The organism is Bacteroidota bacterium (assembly GCA_040388375.1).
Lineage (GTDB): Bacteria > Bacteroidota > Bacteroidia > UKL13-3 > UKL13-3 > JAAFJM01.
Genome location: JAZKBU010000006.1, coordinates 294,054 through 310,375 on the forward strand (window position 1 = coordinate 294,054; position 16,322 = coordinate 310,375).

At 34.0% G+C, this 16,322-nt stretch carries 14 protein-coding genes; 5 read left to right on the top strand and 9 right to left on the bottom strand.

Features of this window, described 5'->3' with window-relative positions:
* Positions 1 to 67: 67 nt before the first annotated feature.
* Genes V4538_11105 through miaB form a run of 4 tightly spaced genes read right to left on the bottom strand, consistent with a single transcriptional unit; the run spans position 68 to position 4,569 of the window.
* Positions 68 to 613, bottom strand: a complete 546-nt coding sequence (locus tag V4538_11105; protein ID MES2381581.1) for a hypothetical protein — start codon at positions 611 to 613, stop codon at positions 68 to 70.
* Between the two features lie 2 nt (positions 614 to 615).
* Positions 616 to 1,875: a sigma-54 dependent transcriptional regulator gene (locus V4538_11110; GenBank protein ID MES2381582.1), complete on the bottom strand. Its 1,260-nt coding sequence runs from the start codon at positions 1,873 to 1,875 to the stop codon at positions 616 to 618.
* Positions 1,856 to 3,169, bottom strand: coding sequence for a zinc-dependent peptidase (locus tag V4538_11115; protein ID MES2381583.1), 1,314 nt, complete (start codon positions 3,167 to 3,169; stop codon positions 1,856 to 1,858). The genes V4538_11110 and V4538_11115 overlap by 20 nt, the downstream gene beginning before the upstream one ends.
* A gap of 17 nt (positions 3,170 to 3,186) precedes the next feature.
* The gene (gene miaB, locus V4538_11120) at positions 3,187 to 4,569 is read right to left on the bottom strand and encodes a tRNA (N6-isopentenyl adenosine(37)-C2)-methylthiotransferase MiaB (protein ID MES2381584.1); all 1,383 of its coding nucleotides are present in this window, start codon (positions 4,567 to 4,569) and stop codon (positions 3,187 to 3,189) included.
* A 159-nt stretch (positions 4,570 to 4,728) separates the two neighbouring features.
* Between miaB and V4538_11125 the strand changes: the two genes are divergently transcribed.
* Both V4538_11125 and V4538_11130 read left to right on the top strand, forming a co-directional pair.
* A complete protein-coding gene (locus V4538_11125) occupies positions 4,729 to 5,823 on the top strand; it encodes a Nif3-like dinuclear metal center hexameric protein (GenBank protein ID MES2381585.1) in 1,095 nt (364 codons plus the stop codon).
* Positions 5,824 to 5,832: 9 nt separating this feature from the next.
* Complete coding sequence (locus V4538_11130) at positions 5,833 to 6,579, top strand: C4-type zinc ribbon domain-containing protein (GenBank protein MES2381586.1); 747 nt, start codon at positions 5,833 to 5,835, stop codon at positions 6,577 to 6,579.
* A gap of 137 nt (positions 6,580 to 6,716) precedes the next feature.
* Here the strand turns inward: V4538_11130 and dnaN are convergent, their stop codons facing one another.
* From dnaN to V4538_11145, 3 genes are all read right to left on the bottom strand, one after another.
* Positions 6,717 to 7,838 (bottom strand): DNA polymerase III subunit beta, encoded by a 1,122-nt coding sequence (gene dnaN / locus V4538_11135; protein ID MES2381587.1) that lies wholly within the window; start codon positions 7,836 to 7,838, stop codon positions 6,717 to 6,719.
* 72 nt (positions 7,839 to 7,910) lie between these two features.
* A complete protein-coding gene (locus V4538_11140) occupies positions 7,911 to 8,861 on the bottom strand; it encodes a 2-oxoglutarate and iron-dependent oxygenase domain-containing protein (GenBank protein ID MES2381588.1) in 951 nt (316 codons plus the stop codon).
* Positions 8,862 to 8,924: 63 nt separating this feature from the next.
* Entirely contained in the window at positions 8,925 to 10,667 is a 1,743-nt protein-coding gene (locus V4538_11145) for a GNAT family N-acyltransferase (protein MES2381589.1), read from the bottom strand.
* A 201-nt stretch (positions 10,668 to 10,868) separates the two neighbouring features.
* Here V4538_11145 and V4538_11150 point away from each other — a divergent pair, with 201 nt between their 5' ends.
* On the top strand, positions 10,869 to 11,507 hold the full coding sequence (locus V4538_11150) for a deoxynucleoside kinase (protein ID MES2381590.1): 639 nt from the start codon (positions 10,869 to 10,871) through the stop codon (positions 11,505 to 11,507).
* A gap of 4 nt (positions 11,508 to 11,511) precedes the next feature.
* Here the strand turns inward: V4538_11150 and V4538_11155 are convergent, their stop codons facing one another.
* Together V4538_11155 and panB are read right to left on the bottom strand one after the other, a co-directional pair.
* Complete coding sequence (locus tag V4538_11155; GenBank protein ID MES2381591.1) at positions 11,512 to 12,162, bottom strand: RluA family pseudouridine synthase; 651 nt, start codon at positions 12,160 to 12,162, stop codon at positions 11,512 to 11,514.
* An 82-nt stretch (positions 12,163 to 12,244) separates the two neighbouring features.
* Positions 12,245 to 13,060 (bottom strand): 3-methyl-2-oxobutanoate hydroxymethyltransferase, encoded by an 816-nt coding sequence (panB, locus tag V4538_11160; GenBank protein ID MES2381592.1) that lies wholly within the window; start codon positions 13,058 to 13,060, stop codon positions 12,245 to 12,247.
* A 107-nt stretch (positions 13,061 to 13,167) separates the two neighbouring features.
* On the opposite strand from panB, the gene V4538_11165 reads away from it, so the two are divergent.
* The gene (locus V4538_11165; GenBank protein MES2381593.1) at positions 13,168 to 14,148 is read left to right on the top strand and encodes a hypothetical protein; all 981 of its coding nucleotides are present in this window, start codon (positions 13,168 to 13,170) and stop codon (positions 14,146 to 14,148) included.
* A gap of 177 nt (positions 14,149 to 14,325) precedes the next feature.
* Complete coding sequence (gene dnaK, locus V4538_11170) at positions 14,326 to 16,239, top strand: molecular chaperone DnaK (protein ID MES2381594.1); 1,914 nt, start codon at positions 14,326 to 14,328, stop codon at positions 16,237 to 16,239.
* The last annotated feature ends 83 nt before the right edge of the window (positions 16,240 to 16,322 follow it).

Genomic DNA, 16,322 nt, shown 5'->3' on the forward strand with positions numbered 1-16,322 from the left:
TAGGCAAAAACGAACTGAACACCCTAGCAATTAAGTAATAAATAATTAGTTTAAAAAATGTTTCGGTTTAATTACCATTCTCAGAATCCTGAATAGCTTTATCTATCATCTGTTGAACAAGTTGCTTATCTTTTTCATTTAACGATTGGCGTTGCAGCGCAATTTCTTTAAGCTTATTGTAAACATCTTTTTTTCTAGCCTCTAAAGCAACATAATTTACGAAATTTCCTTTCTCATTTTTGTATGTTTTGTCGCCTATAACATTTATTTCTACTAAAACTTGATTTAACACTTCTCTGGTTAGTTGTTGAAACCTGGCATTAAACTCGGCTATGTTATTTTCGGCCTGGCGTTCGCCACTATAGTTTTCGGCTACTTGTTTTATTTGTGTTTGTACAAACGATGCCAGTTTTTGTTTAGCCGTTAACATGGCTTTGCTTTTAGCTGTTTCCATATCGGTACTCTCACCACTGGCCGTAGCTCTAAAGTATCTATTATTGCCTTCATAACTACTTCCGCTAAATGGCGATTTTACTTCTGTTAAACCCTTAGGCGCTCCACATGCCATTAACAACATAATACAAATGGAGCTTAATGCTATTATTCTTTTCATAACTAATCTTCTAAATCGTATTGTTTAATTTTTCTGTATAAGGTTCTTTCTGAAATACCCAATTCATTGGCCGCTTTCTTTCTGCGTCCTCTATACTTTTCTAATGCTTTTTTTATCAGTTCAATTTCTTTTTGTTCTATTGATAAACTTTCAGGCTCCGGATTATGGGTAACTGGAATTTCAATAATATTTGAATTGTTAAAATTTTGAGGATGTATATTACCTTGATTATTTTGTCCAGATGAATTATTCATATTTTGATACATGCCGGTATTATAAACGTTGTTTATATTATCGTTTGTTTTCATCGCAAAATCAACTGATGAGGGATTAACACCTCCTCCGTTCATCATCTCAAAAACAACACCTTTTAAATCGCTTAAATCTTTGCGTAATTCAAAAAGTACTTTATAAAATATGTCTCGCTCACTCATTTGGTTGGCATCAGCTACATTGCTCATTAAAGCTGGTAAACCTGCACGTTCTGCTGGCAATACTTGCGATAATTCGTAAGCATTTACGTTTTTATCTTCATCAAGTACTGAAAGTTGTTCTGCTACATTTTTAAGTTGACGAATATTACCGGGCCATCTAAAATTGGCTAAAATATTTTGTGCTTCAGCATCTAACATAACCGGTTTCGATTTATACTTTTCAGCAAAGTCTGCACTAAATTTTCTAAAAAGTAAATGAATATCTTCTTTACGTTCACGCAATGATGGCACTCTGATAGGAACAGTGGAAAGACGATAATATAAATCTTCTCTAAACTTACCTTGTGCTGAATAGTCAAGTAAATCTCTGTTGGTTGCTGCTATTACACGTACATCTGTTTTTTGCGTTTTAGACGAACCTACTTTTAAAAATTCTCCACTCTCCAAAATACGTAATAAACGCGATTGGGTTTCTAATGGCAACTCTCCTACTTCATCCAAAAAAATAGTTCCACCGCTTACCGTTTCAAAATATCCTTTACGTGTATCTAAGGCTCCTGTAAATGACCCTTTTTCATGCCCGAACAATTCTGAATCTATGGTTCCCTCAGGAATTGCGCCACAGTTAACTGCTATAAAAGGGCCATGTTTCCTAGTACTTAATGAATGTATGATTTTAGAAAATGCTTCTTTACCAACTCCACTCTCTCCATTTATAAGCACAGTTATATCCGTTGGCGCTACTTTTATGGCTGTTTGCAAAGCATAATTGAGCAATTGTGAATTGCCTATAATTTCAAATCGTTGTTTAATATCCTGTATGTTCATCTATAATTACTTCTTTATTTTGTATAATGTCAAAACCTGCAATCCCTTTGCTAATGGTAAGTTTCATTGTTGAAGGAGATATTATGTTTTGATAACCGTTATTGTCTCTAATATCTATTGTTCTGGCGTATGGGTAATCGTTTAAAAATTTATCTTTAAAATAAAACGTAAATGATTTAATAGTAGTTCCTCTTTTTCTATTATAGGTTTCATTTATTTCAATTTGGTCGATAGCATGGTAGGTAGTTTGAGGGTTAAAGTTGATATATAAACTCAATACAATAAGGGAGAAAAACCCTATGGGTACAAAACCAAATAAACAGATTAACCAATATTCAAATATGTTATGATAAATCATTTTAGGTTTGATAAACCTATAGGTCAAACCTATCGTAGCAACGCTTAAAACAAAAACAATAATGACTGCTTCTGAAATATTAATTACTACTTTTTCTAATAAATGTAAATAAAAAAAGAACCCCATTGCAAAGGTAAAAATGGGTAATTTATAGGACCAATGGGTCCTGTTATATTTATATATTTTTTTTACTTGTTTTGGTAATGGGGTAGTTAAATTATCATCTTTAAAAAAGCTATTTTCAAACAAATAATCATTGTGTGCATTTAACGGATTTTGATTTAACAATAAACATAAGTGTGCAAATGAGTTAGGAAAAGCTTGTTTTAATTCGAGTGGTTTTTCAAAAAATGCTTCTAACAATCTTGAAAATATATAATCAAACTCCTGACTTGTTCCCACGTATTTATTGGTGTTGGGATTTAACTTACTTTCTGTTAAATAAATTTCGTACCAGGTATCAATATAACTTCCAAAATGCTGGTCGAAATAAACGCCATTATTTACTGTTTGCACCAATGCCATTCCTAACTGGTAAAAGAAAATATTCTCCCCATCATTGGCTAATAAATGTCCCTCTGAGAACTTCTTCCATGAAACAGCAATTATTTTATTGGTATAAGTAACTCCTTCGTTTATGTTATTGCTGTCGCGTAAGGTAAATGCTTCGGGATAAACATAAATATATTCGTATCCTGTTAAAAAAAAACCTTTTAAACCAAATGTGAGCTGGGCTATGTATGATAATAGTATATAACGCATATCATCTGTTACCTCTATCCCTCTTCCTAAAACTTTTATTTCTCTGTCAATTTTAAAAACCCTGCTTACAAATTTCTTTTTTGCTTCAGGGTTTAAATTGCGGTAATACAAATTGAATTTTTCAAGCAAAATACCAGCACTTGTGTGTTTATTATTTTCTTCGAAAAAATTCATCCTTATAAAAATATAGGTTAGTTAAATTTTACTTCTTCTACTATTTTCCCAATTAAACTGGTAATGGTAACACGCTCAATCAGTACTTTTACATATTGGCCTTTTTGGTAATGCTCTCTTGGAAAAATAACTACTTTGTTCTGGTCATTGCGTCCTTTAAAATCGTTTTCCGATTTTTTTGATTCTCCTTCAATTAATACGGTATGAATGGTTCCTATTTCTCTGGTATTTTTTTCTATACTTACTTTATGTTGCAAGGCTATAATTTCACTCAAACGTCTGGCTTTTACATCTGCAGGAATATCGTCAGCATATCTGCGTGCGGCTAAAGTACCTGAACGTTCGCTGTATTGATACATAAAAGCAAAATCAAATTGTCCATATTCAAATAAACTCAAAGTATCTTGATGCTCCTCTTCTGTTTCTGTACAAAAACCTGCAATTACATCTGTAGAAACACCACAGTCGGGTAATACTTCTCTTATTTTTTCTAAACGTATTTTAAACCATTCTCTGTCGTACGTTCTATTCATCAGTTTTAATACGCGTGTATTACCTGACTGCATAGGATAATGAATATAGTTACAAATATTGTCGTACTTTTTAATGGTGTATAATACTTCGTCCGTAATATCTTTAGGATGTGATGAGGTAAAACGAACACGTAAATCTTTACCGATTAAGGCAACTTGCTCTAATAATTGTGCAAAGGTGAAAGTAAGATTTCCTTCTTCGTCTTTTATTTTATAGGAATCAACATTTTGTCCTAATAGTGTTACTTCTTTATAGCCTTGCGCATATAGTTCTTTGGCTTCTGCTATAATTGATTCTGGCTCTCTACTTCTTTCTCTGCCTCTTGTAAAAGGAACCACACAGAATGAGCACATATTATCGCAACCCCTCATTATGCTTATGTAAGCGGAAACGCCATTACTGCTTAAACGTACCGGAACTATTTCTGCATAGGTTTCTTCACGGCTTAAAAGCACATTCATTGCTTTTTGCCCATCTTCTACTTGTTCTATTAATCGTGGAATATCGCGGTAGGCATCGGGCCCCACAACAATGTCTATTATTTGCTCTTTTTCTAATAAATCGTTTTTTAAGCGTTCGGCCATACAGCCTAAAACACCTACAATCATTCCCGGGTTTGTTTTCTTTTGGTGTTTTATTTCGCGTAAACGACCCCAAACGTGTGCTTCTGCATTATCTCGGATGGAACAGGTGTTTACAAATACTACATCAGCTTTTTGAATATCGTGCGTAGTTTTAAATCCTTTATCGGCCATAATAGACGCAACTACCTCGCTATCGGCTAAGTTCATTGCACAACCATATGTTTCTATATATAAATTTCGAGTTGCACTTTCTGGTGCTATATCTGCTGTTACGCCTCTCATGCTGGATTTTTATTTTTATTTGGGCTGCGAATATAAAATAATTATGTCAGTATGGCAGATTATTTAAATATATTTTACGAATGGTTCCCTTAAGGTTTAAGCTTATTATTGATTGTGTTTTGGGTTTTTATTGTTGCTGACAATAATATATTTGCCTCTATGATAATTAACGATATTATTCAATTATTTGAAGCTTATGCACCTATTCAATTACAAGAAAGCTATGATAATAGTGGATTAATTACGGGCGATAAAAAGGCTGCAATTACCGGTACTTTAATCACTTTGGATTGTACAGAATCTATTGTAGATGAGGCTATCGCTAATAATTGTAATTTAATTGTAGCTCACCACCCCATTATTTTTAGTGGATTGAAAAAAATTACAGGCAAAAACTATGTGGAAAGGGTGATTATTAAGGCTATCAAAAATGATATTGCCATTTATTCGGTACACACTAATTTAGACAATGTGAGTGATGGCGTAAATGGAAAAATTGCAGAACGGCTTGGATTGCAAAATATTCGTGTTTTACAAAACAAGGCTGGTATTCTTAAAAAACTGGTAACCTTTATTCCTTCCAGCCATGCGGAACAAGTACAACAAGCTTTGTTTAAAGCCGGGGCGGGTCATATTGGTAATTACAGTGATTGTGGGTTTAGTAACAATGGTACTGGTAGCTTTAAAGGTAATGAGTTAAGCTCTCCTTTTGCTGGCAAACCAAATGAATTACATATAGAAGAGGAAGTAAGATTTGAAACCATTGTACCTATATACCTTCAAAATGAAATTATTGCTGCTTTGCTTAAAGCCCATCCCTACGAAGAAGTAGCCTATGATATTATACCTATTGAAAACACTTTTAATGGTATTGGTAGCGGCCTTATTGGGGAACTGGCTGAAGAAATGAACTCAACTGATTTTTTGAAAATGTTAAAAGAGAAAATGGAACTAACGGTAATTAAATTTACTCCATTTGACAAACCTATTAAGAAAATAGCTCTTTGTGGGGGTGCCGGGCAGTTTTTGTTGAAACAAGCTATTCAACAAGGGGCGGATGCTTTTATAAGTGCTGATTTTAAGTACCACGAGTTTTTTGACGCTGAGCAAAACCTTATGATTGCTGATATTGGGCACTACGAAAGTGAAAAATTCACAAAAGAGCTTATGTTTGATTTAATTATGAAAAAAAATCCTACATTTGCCCTCCTTTTAAGTAAAATAAACACTAACCCAGTAAATTACTATTATTAAAATATGTCAATGGCTACAGAAATAAGCATAGAGCAAAAATTAAAAGCACTGTATAAGTTACAAATTATTGATTCACAAATCAGTAAATTACAAGCTGTACGTGGCGAGTTACCTATTGAGGTGGCTGATTTAGAGGATGAAATTGTTGGTATGGAAACACGTTTAAGTAACCTGCAAAACGATGTAAAAAGTATTGAGGAAAGCGTTAGCCAAAATAAAACCCGTATTGTTGATGCCAAAGCATTGGCTAAAAAATACGAAAAACAATTAGAAGGTGTTAAAAACAACCGTGAATACGAAGCTTTAAACAAAGAAATTGAAATTCAAGGTTTAGAACAACAAGCTGCTGACAAACGCATTAAAAATGCTAACTTCGAGTTAGATCAAAAGAAAGTAGCTATTGATACTTTAGATACAGAATTAAAAGGTCGTAAACTTGATTTAAAAACAAAGAAAAGCGAACTTGATAGCATTATTGCTGATACTGAAAAGGAAGAAACTGAATTAAACAAAGAACGCGATAAAGCATTAAAAGTTGCTGACGACCGTTTGGTTACTTCGTACGACAGAATTAGAAAAAGTGTTAAAAACGGAATTGGTGTTGCTGTAATTATGCGTGAAAGTTGTGGAGGCTGCTTTGCAGGAATCCCCCCTCAACGCCAAGCTGACATTAAATTACGTAAGAAAATAATTGTGTGCGAAAACTGCGGACGTGTATTGGTTGACCCTGAGTTAGCTGAAGAGGTTTCAAACTAAAAAATTTAATTGGTTAATACAAAAAAGCTGCACTTGCAGCTTTTTTTATGCGCTTTAGTTTCTCTTATAAGTTTTCTAAAGAAAAAGGGCTGCTAATTAAAATTAGCAGCCCTTTTAAATATGATTAGATGTGTTGATTAATAATTATTCAACATCATTGGCATTACAAGCATTAATAAGTCTTCACCGTCTTCTGTTTCGGTTGGAATAATAACTCCGGCACGGTTAGGTTGACTCATTTCTAAATACATATTACTTGAATCCATAGAACCGATTATTTCGCTTAAATATTTTGAGTTAAAACCTATTTCTAAATCTTCTCCTTCGTAATTAGCAGGCAATTTTTCTTGTCCTTCGTTTTCGTAGTCTATATCTTCTGAACTAATGGTTAATTCACTACCTGCAAATTTCAATCTGATTTGGTAAGTAGTTTTATTAGCTGTAATAGAAATACGTTTTACGGCTGATTGGAACTCTCCTTTATCAATCGTTAATCTATTAGGATTTTCAACAGGAATTACTGCTTTGTAATCAGGGTATTTTTCGTCTATTAAACGACAGATTAAGCTAAAATCGCCAAAAGAGAAAAAAGCATTTGATTTATTAAAGTTAACTTTTACTTCGCTCAAATCACCCGGTAACGAGTTTTTCAATAGGTTCAATGCTTTTTTAGGCATAATGAAACTTTCTTCAACACCCGGCTTCACATCGGTACGTGTGTAACGTACTAACCTGTTTGCATCAGTAGCTACAAAAGTGATACTTTTATCGAACAGCTGCACATAAACACCTGTTAAGTTCAATCTTAACTCATCGTTACTGGTAGCAAAAACAGTTTTTGTAATGGCTTTCTGTAAAACACGACTAGGTATATTAAATGTTTTCTCACTATCAACCTCTGGGTTTTTAGGAAACTCATCACCTTTTTGAACGGTTAACTTAAATTTACCTGTTGCATATTTTATTTCCATTGAACCTTTTTCAATATTGATTGAAAAAGCCAAAGGTTGATCAGGTAATTGTTTTAATAACTCAATAGTAGTTTTGGAAGGAACTGCCACTGATATTTCTTCATTAGCATCTACTTTTATGCTAGTGGTCATGGTCGTTTCCAAATCAGTTGATGAAATGGTCAGGTTACCATCTTTAATATCAAATAAAAAATTATTCAATATCGGAATAATTGGTTTGGCAACTATTACCCCATCAATCATTGATAAGTGCTTTAAAAGCGTGCTACTATTTACTATAAATTTCATACTTTTCGTAAAGGCTCAAAAATATGTGTGGAAGTGCTGTTATAAAACACAACTTATACACACAACCTGTAATTATTTCTTCAATCCTATTTCTTGTAAGCGTTCATTTAAATACTCGCCTGCCGAAATGGGTTCATAATGTAATTGGTAAGTAGAGGTAACACAACTTTCTAAACAATCTAAACGTGTTTCGCTACGCGGATGTAAGAAAAACGGTATGCTATAACGGCTTGCACCCCATTTATCGCGTGGTGGGTTTACCACTCTGTGGGTAGTTGATTTTAATTTATTATTGGTTAAACGTTGTAACATATCGCCAACATTCACTACCAATTGCTCCGGTAATGCAGTAATGGCAATCCACTCACCTTGTTTGTTAAGCACTTCCAAGCCTTCTGCACTTGCACCCATTAGCAATGTAATCAGGTTTATATCTTCGTGTTCGGCTGCTCTTACCGCACTTTTGGGTTCATTGGTAATTGGCGGGTAATGAATTGGGCGAAGGATTGAATTACCATTTTTGATTTTAGCATCAAAATAAAGCTCATCTAAGCCTAAATATAAAGCAATAGCACGAAGCATATGTTTACCTGTTTCTTCTAATTGTTTGTATGCTTTGATTCCATACTCGTTAAAAACGGGTAATTGTGGTACAAATATATTATCGGGATATTCGCTTCTAATGGGATCGTTGCCTTCTACCTCCTGGCCAAAATGCCAAAATTCTTTTAAATCACCTTCACTACGTCCTTTGGCATGTTCTTTCCCAAAGCCCACATAACCACGTTGTCCGGCAATAGCAGGGTCTTCGAATGAAACTTTAATTTCAAGTGGCAAAGCGAAAAAATTTTGTACTTGTTCATATAATGTATTGGATGTGGTTTCTTCTAAAAGATGTCCTTTAAGCGCCACAAAGCCTATTTCTTCATAAGCTCTTCCTAATTCCTGCACAAATTTTTCTTTGCGTTGAGCATCTCCGCTTAAAAAATCATTTAAATCAATTGATGGTATTCCTGCTTCCATTGTTTGTATGTTTTAAAATGCAATTATACTAATTTATGCTGTAAAGTTAAACTAACAAAATGCTTACCTTCCTACCATATCAAATGCTTCATCGGGTATTTCATTGATATTTAAAATGAGTAAACCATCTAATGAATTATTAAATTTAGGATCTATATTAAAAGCAATAATTTTAGCATTCAGCTTTAAATATTTTTTCACTAATACGGGTATTTTTAATTGGTTTTGTTCTATGTCGCCAATAAAATTATCTAGTAATTTTATATCGTCAATATGTTTTGATAACAATAAGTTTTTGTCTTCTGACTTATATTGGTATTTAAATTTTTTTCGTGGTTTAACCATTTTTGACATCTGCTTATCAAAATGATTATGCCTGATATAAGCCACTAATAAATCCTTCGATAAATTGGAAAACTGATTACTTATACTTACGGGACCAATCATGTAATTATAACGCCCTTTGTTTTGCTTTAAGAACTCATTAATACCTTTCCAAAGTAACATTAAACTTAAAGGCTTACGTTGATACTCTTGTACTATAAAAGAGCGTCCTAATTCAATGCTTTGCTTCAATATTGGATTAAATGTTTTCTTTAATTTAAACAGGTTACTTAGGTAAAATCCTTTTTTTCCAAATTGCTTAAATAAATCATCGCCTAAACCTAAACGGTAAGAGCCTACCAATGCATTTGCCTGGGTATCCCAAATAAATAAATGTTTGTAGTACAAATCAAATTCATCGGTATCGAAACTACGGTTGGTACCCTCGCCTACGGCTCTAAAAGTTATTTCACGCAAGCGTGTAATTTCTTTCAATACATTCGGGATTGAATAAGCATTGCTAATATATACCTCAAAATTATCATGTTTATAAACGCAATCATCCGCTACGTTTTTTATATCATTAAGCAAATCTGATTGGTCAATAGCATCAATTATTTTACGTGGTTTGATGAGCCTGTTTAAGTTAATTTTAAAATAGGTTTTTACTTCTATACTTGAACTTAAAGCATATGTTTTGGCTCTGACATAACGCAGTAATTCATCGCTACTATCAAACTCGGCTAATGATTTAGGTAAAATTGGTTTGCCTATACGCACTATTACTTTTTCTTTTTTATTAAATAGCTCCGAAGGCAACTTAGCCGTGCGCAAGCTTGGGTTTATTAAACCCAATAAATTAAACGCTAAACTATTGTGACCACTGAAATAAATAGGGAGTACCTTTACGCCTGCTTTTTGAATAATACGCCCTATGGTTGGATCCCATTTTTTATCGGCCACTTTTAAAGTATTTAAACGCAAGGCTGATACTTCGCCTGCGGGAAAAATAGCAATAGGGTGCGTTTTTATGTAACTCAATACTTCTTTTAAACCAAGCATATTCATACTGCTATTCTTAGCACTATCAAAAGGATTTACAGCTATAATATTGTCTTTTAAAGGAGGAATATTTTGTAGTAAATAATTAGCTAAAACTTTAGTATCGGGTCTAACTTTGTTGAGTATTGATAGTAGAATTAATCCATCAATGCCTCCGTAAGGGTGATTAGCAACAGCAATAAATGGTTCTGTTTTAGGAATATTGGCTAAATCATCTGCATGGATTTCGTATTCAATGCCTAATTCTGCTAAAATATTATCAGTAAATTGTATACTATCTAAATCGGCATTATGACTATAGGCTTCATTTACTTTATCTAGCTTTAACAATTTCATCAGGGCTGGAGCCAATACACTTAAATGTAATTTTTCTAATTTGAGTGCTTGGTTTATATCACTTTCTTTTATTAATTCATCCATTATATTATGCAGTTAAAGTATTCAAATTATAAAAATCAAAATTAGGTATTTAATTACTTAGTAATATAAACTTATAGTTAAATATATAATTACTTAATATGGTTGCTTATTGCACTGATGATTAGGGTTATTTATTCAAACTATCAATTGGTTGAAAAAATGTACATATCGCTATGAAACATAAGTTCATTTTCGCAGTTCGTGTTAAAGAAAACTCCATATAATTATATAGCTATTGAAGGCAATATTGGTGCCGGCAAAAGTACTTTGGCTAATATGTTATGCCACGACTTAAAAGCTAAACAAATTATGGAGGAGTTTGAAGACAACTCTTTTTTACCTAAGTTTTATAACGATAAGCACAGGTATGCTTTTCCGCTTGAAATGAGTTTTTTGGCTGCACGTTTTAACCAGCTTAAACGCCAGCTTATTGTACAAGATTTATTTGGGCAACCTATTGTAAGTGATTATGTTTTTGCCAAGTGTCTTTTGTTTTCGCAAATTAATTTGGACGAGGATGAATATAAATTATACTATCAGTTGTTTGAAATAATAAACCTGCAATTACCGCAGCCTGATTTATTGGTTTATTTGCATACTCCCATTGAAAAGCTGCTTTGGAATATTTCTAACAGGGGTAGAAGCTATGAACGTACTATTGAAAATGATTATTTACAAAGTTTGCAGGATGCTTATTTTAAATATTTGAATTCGCAAACTAACTTGCGTATACTTATTATTAACTGTGCGGGACTTGATTTTGTAAATAAACCAAGCGACTATAGTTTAATAGCCCATGCGCTTGAAAAAGAATACCCTGTTGGGATAAATTACTTGTAAATACTTACCAAAAATAGGGCATTGGGGTTTCAATTAGTATTGGCTCCTTTTTTACCGGATGTACAAAACTTAAACTAAAGGAGTGTAAACATATTCCTTGGTTTGCATTGGGTTGGGCAGCACCATATTTTACATCGCCAACTATGCTACAACCTATATAAGCCAATTGGGCCCTGATTTGGTGTTTACGGCCGGTTAACAATTTAACTTTTAACCAGCTAAATTTACCTTGTACTTTTAACACTTTAAATTCTAATTGGGCTTTAATGGCTTTTGTTACTTCTTCATCAAATGCACGTGTTATATTTTTGTTTTCATCAATACGTAACCAATGTGTCAATACCCCTTCTTCCATTTTAGGTGTATTATGAACTTTTACTATATAGTGTTTATCTACTTCGCGCTTTTGAAAAATTTCATTCATACGGGTAAGGGCCTTGCTGCTTTTTGCAAACAATACCAATCCGCTTACCGGCATATCAATTCTGTGAATTACTCCTAAATAAACCTCGCCCGGTTTTTCTTCTTTTATTTTGATATAGCGTTTCACTTCATCCTGCAAACTTTCAGGTTTACCCGGTTCCGGCTGAACGGTTTGCCCTATTCGCTTTTCAACGGCTATGAGGTGATTATCTTCGTATAAAATTTTGATCATTGATTTTTGGTTAATAGACGTCAGACCATAGACCATAGCTTTTTCAATTACTATCGTCCATGGACCATTCACCATGGACCTCTTAGTATTGCTCTTTTTCGTTTGGAAAATCTACGGCTTTCACATCTGCAACGTATTGCTCAACGGCTCCTTTTATTTCGTCAAACAGGTTTAAGTACCTGCGTAAAAATTTAGGAGAAAAATCTTTATTAATGCCTAACATATCATGGCTAACCAACACTTGTCCGTCCACATCGGAACCGGCACCTATGCCTATTACGGGTATTTTTACCAGTTCAGTTACTTGTTTAGCTAATTTTGAAGGTATTTTTTCTAAAACCAATGCAAAACAACCTGCTTCCTCCAATAATTTAGCATCGTGTAATAATTTTTGTGCTTCTAAATCTTCTTTGGCCCTCACCTCATAAGTACCAAACTTATAAATACTTTGTGGTGTTAATCCCAAATGCCCCATTACTGGTATTCCTGCCGTTAAAATCCGTTTAATGGATTCTACTACTTCTTCGCCACCTTCTAATTTTACAGCATGTGCTTCAGCCTCTTTCATAATTCTAATGGCTGAGTTTAAAGCTTCTTTTGAGTTTCCCTGATAACTACCAAAAGGCAAATCAACTACCACCAAACAACGGCTTACTGCTCTTATTACTGATGCAGCGTGGCTAATCATTTCGTCTAAAGTAATAGGTAAAGTGGTTTCGTGTCCGTGCATTACGTTACTTGCGCTATCTCCCACCAATAAAACATCAATTTTTGCTTCATCAAAAATTTTTGCCATACTATAATCATAAGCGGTTAACATGCTTATTTTCTCTCCTTTAACCTTCATTTCCTGCAGGCTATGGGTGGTTATTTTTTTATATTCTTTATGAACACTCATATTTTTTTTAAAAAGCCAAAGGTAGAAATAAAACCTTTAATCAAAATTATTTGACATATATAATATTATTAAGTCATTTATCAATTAGTATATTCGCCAACTCTAAAATGAAAAAAATTATAATTCTGTTTTGTGCACTCGTTAGTTTATGTGCATGTGATAACTCATTAGAAATTAACGCTCCCTATAAACAAATAGCTATAGTTTACGGCTTTGTAGACTATAACAGCCCCTATCAGTATATAAGGGTAGAAAAAGCTTTTCAAAACTCATCTACTCAGAATGCAACGGTAAGTGCCCAGGTAAGCGATTCGCTTTATTTTAAAGACATTAAAGTACAAATAATAGCTAATAATTATCAAGATACTTTACTTTGTGTAAAAACAGACACTATTCCTAAAAACAGTGGTTTTTTTGCCAGCGACAAAAATTATATATACCGCACTCCTTATTACGTGATGAATGGTCCTTGGACTCCTGTTAAAATAATAATTACGGATACTGTAACTGGGAATGTTTTTACGAGTACTACTTTTCTGGTATCAGGTCAAACCATTGAACCAAGACCAACACCTAATGAAATTGATATTGTTAACAAAACAAAAAGAATTACTCTAACTTATGCTCTTACCGGCAATTCAAGATCAGCTGCTATTGTGGAAGGGGCTTTAAGGCTAAAATATTATGAGGCTCCTGCATCAAACCCTAGTGCCAAAGAAGTAAAAACCCTTGATATTGTTACATCAAAAGAAACGGACCAAATATCGGTTACCCAAATAAGTTATTCATTTAGCTTCTTATGGTGGCAAACTTTCGACTATTGGACTTCTTATTTCCAAGCACAAAATAACAACGTGGTACGTGAGTTTATAGGCCTTGAATTTGTAACCTGGGGTAGTGGCAGAGAGTATGTAGATTTAAAAGAGAGAAGTAAACTGAATACTTCTGTGGTTCAAAAAAAGACGGACTACTCTAATATTGAAAATGGTTTGGGTATATTTACCTGCCGTACTATGGATGTGCAAAGCAATATTGTACTCACCCAAAATGCTAAAGACTTAATTAATACACTCCCTAAATTTCAATAATATTTAAGGCTTGATTTTGCGCTGCATACTTAGCAGATCTTTCTCATTGTGTCATATTTGCTGACAAAAGGAAACCTATTTTTGGCATTTTCGTGAAAAAATAAGTCAAAGTTTTACCTATTTTACAAAAAATACCATTGGCACTATCATTGTCAATTACTCATAAAAATTAAAATTATGAGTAAAATAATAGGTATAGATTTAGGAACAACCAACTCGTGCGTTGCGGTAATGGAAGGCAACGAACCGGTGGTTATTGCCAACAGTGAAGGGCGCAGAACGACTCCTTCGATAGTGGCATTTATTAAAGATGGTGAACGTAAAATTGGTGACCCTGCAAAACGCCAGGCTGTTACTAATCCTAAAAACACCATTTCTTCTATTAAACGTTTTATGGGTAATACATTCGACCAAGTTTCACAAGAAATTAGCCGTATGTCGTACACTGTAAAAAAAGGTGACAACAATACTCCTCGTGTTGACATTGATGGAAGATTGTACACTCCTCAAGAAATTTCGGCAATGGTTTTACAAAAAATGAAAAAAACCGCTGAAGATTATTTAGGCCACGAGGTAAAAGAAGCAGTTATTACTGTTCCGGCTTACTTTAACGATGCACAACGCCAGGCAACTAAAGAAGCTGGTGAAATTGCAGGATTAACTGTTAAACGTATTATTAACGAGCCTACTGCTGCTGCTTTGGCTTACGGTTTAGATAAAACCAGCAAAAAAGATATAAAAGTGGTTGTTTTTGATTGTGGTGGTGGAACTCATGACGTTTCGGTTTTAGAAATGTATGATGTAGACGGAACAGGAACTTTTGAAGTAAAAAGTACTGACGGTGACACGCACTTAGGTGGTGACGATTTTGACCAAGTTATTATTGACTGGTTGGCAGATGAGTTCAAAAGCGATGAAGGCATTGATTTACGTAAAGACCCAATGGCTTTACAACGTTTGAAAGAAGCGGCTGAAAAAGCTAAAATTGAACTTTCAAGCTCAACTCAAACTGAAGTAAATTTACCATACATTATTCCAGTAGATGGTATTCCAAAACATTTAGTTAAAACTTTAACCCGTGCTAAATTTGAACAATTAGCTGATAGCTTAATTAAACGTACTATCGAACCTTGTAAAACAGCTTTGAAAAATGCTGGTTATACAACTAGCGATATCAATGAAATTATATTGGTTGGAGGTTCAACCCGTATCCCAGCTATCCAAGAAGCGGTTGAGAAATTTTTTGGTAAAGCAGCTTCAAAAGGTGTAAACCCTGATGAAGTAGTAGCTATTGGAGCAGCTATTCAAGGTGGTGTTTTAACCGGTGAAGTAAAAGATGTATTGTTATTAGATGTTACTCCTTTAAGCTTAGGTATTGAAACAATGGGTGGTGTATTCACTAAATTAATTGATGCGAATACTACTATTCCAACTAAAAAATCGGAAACATTTAGTACCGCAAGCGATAACCAACCAAGTGTAGAAATTCATGTATTACAAGGAGAGCGCCCAATGGCTGCACAAAACAGAAGCTTAGGCCGTTTCCACTTAGATGGAATTCCACCGGCCCCACGTGGTGTACCGCAAGTAGAAGTAATATTTGATATTGATGCAAACGGTATTTTACACGTAAGTGCTAAAGACAAAGGAACCGGTAAAGAGCAAAAAATACGTATTGAAGCTTCATCAGGATTAAGTGATGATGATATTAAACGTATGAAAGCGGAAGCAGAAGCTAATGCTGATGCTGATAAACAAGCTAAAGAAGAAGCGGAAAAAATAAATATGGCTGATAGCTTAATATTCCAAACTGAAAAACAGTTAAAAGAATATGGTGAAAAATTACCGGCTGATAAAAAAGAAGTAATTGAAAAAGGTTTAGAAGAATTAAAAGCTGCTCACACAGCTAAAGATTTACCTAGAGTAGATGCTGCTTTGGAGGCTTTAAATGCTGCTTGGGCTGCTGCTAGCGAAGATTTGTACAAGGCTACTCAAAATGCTGACGCTAACGGTGCAGAACCAAACGCTGAAGCCAGTAACGGTGCAAGCGATAGTAACACTCAAGACGCTACTTTTGAAGAAGTAAAATAAGAGTAGTTCTTTTAAAATATAAAAGCCAAGCATTTTCATGCTTGGCTTTTTTGTTGCTACTAAACCTGAGTTTAAATACCATA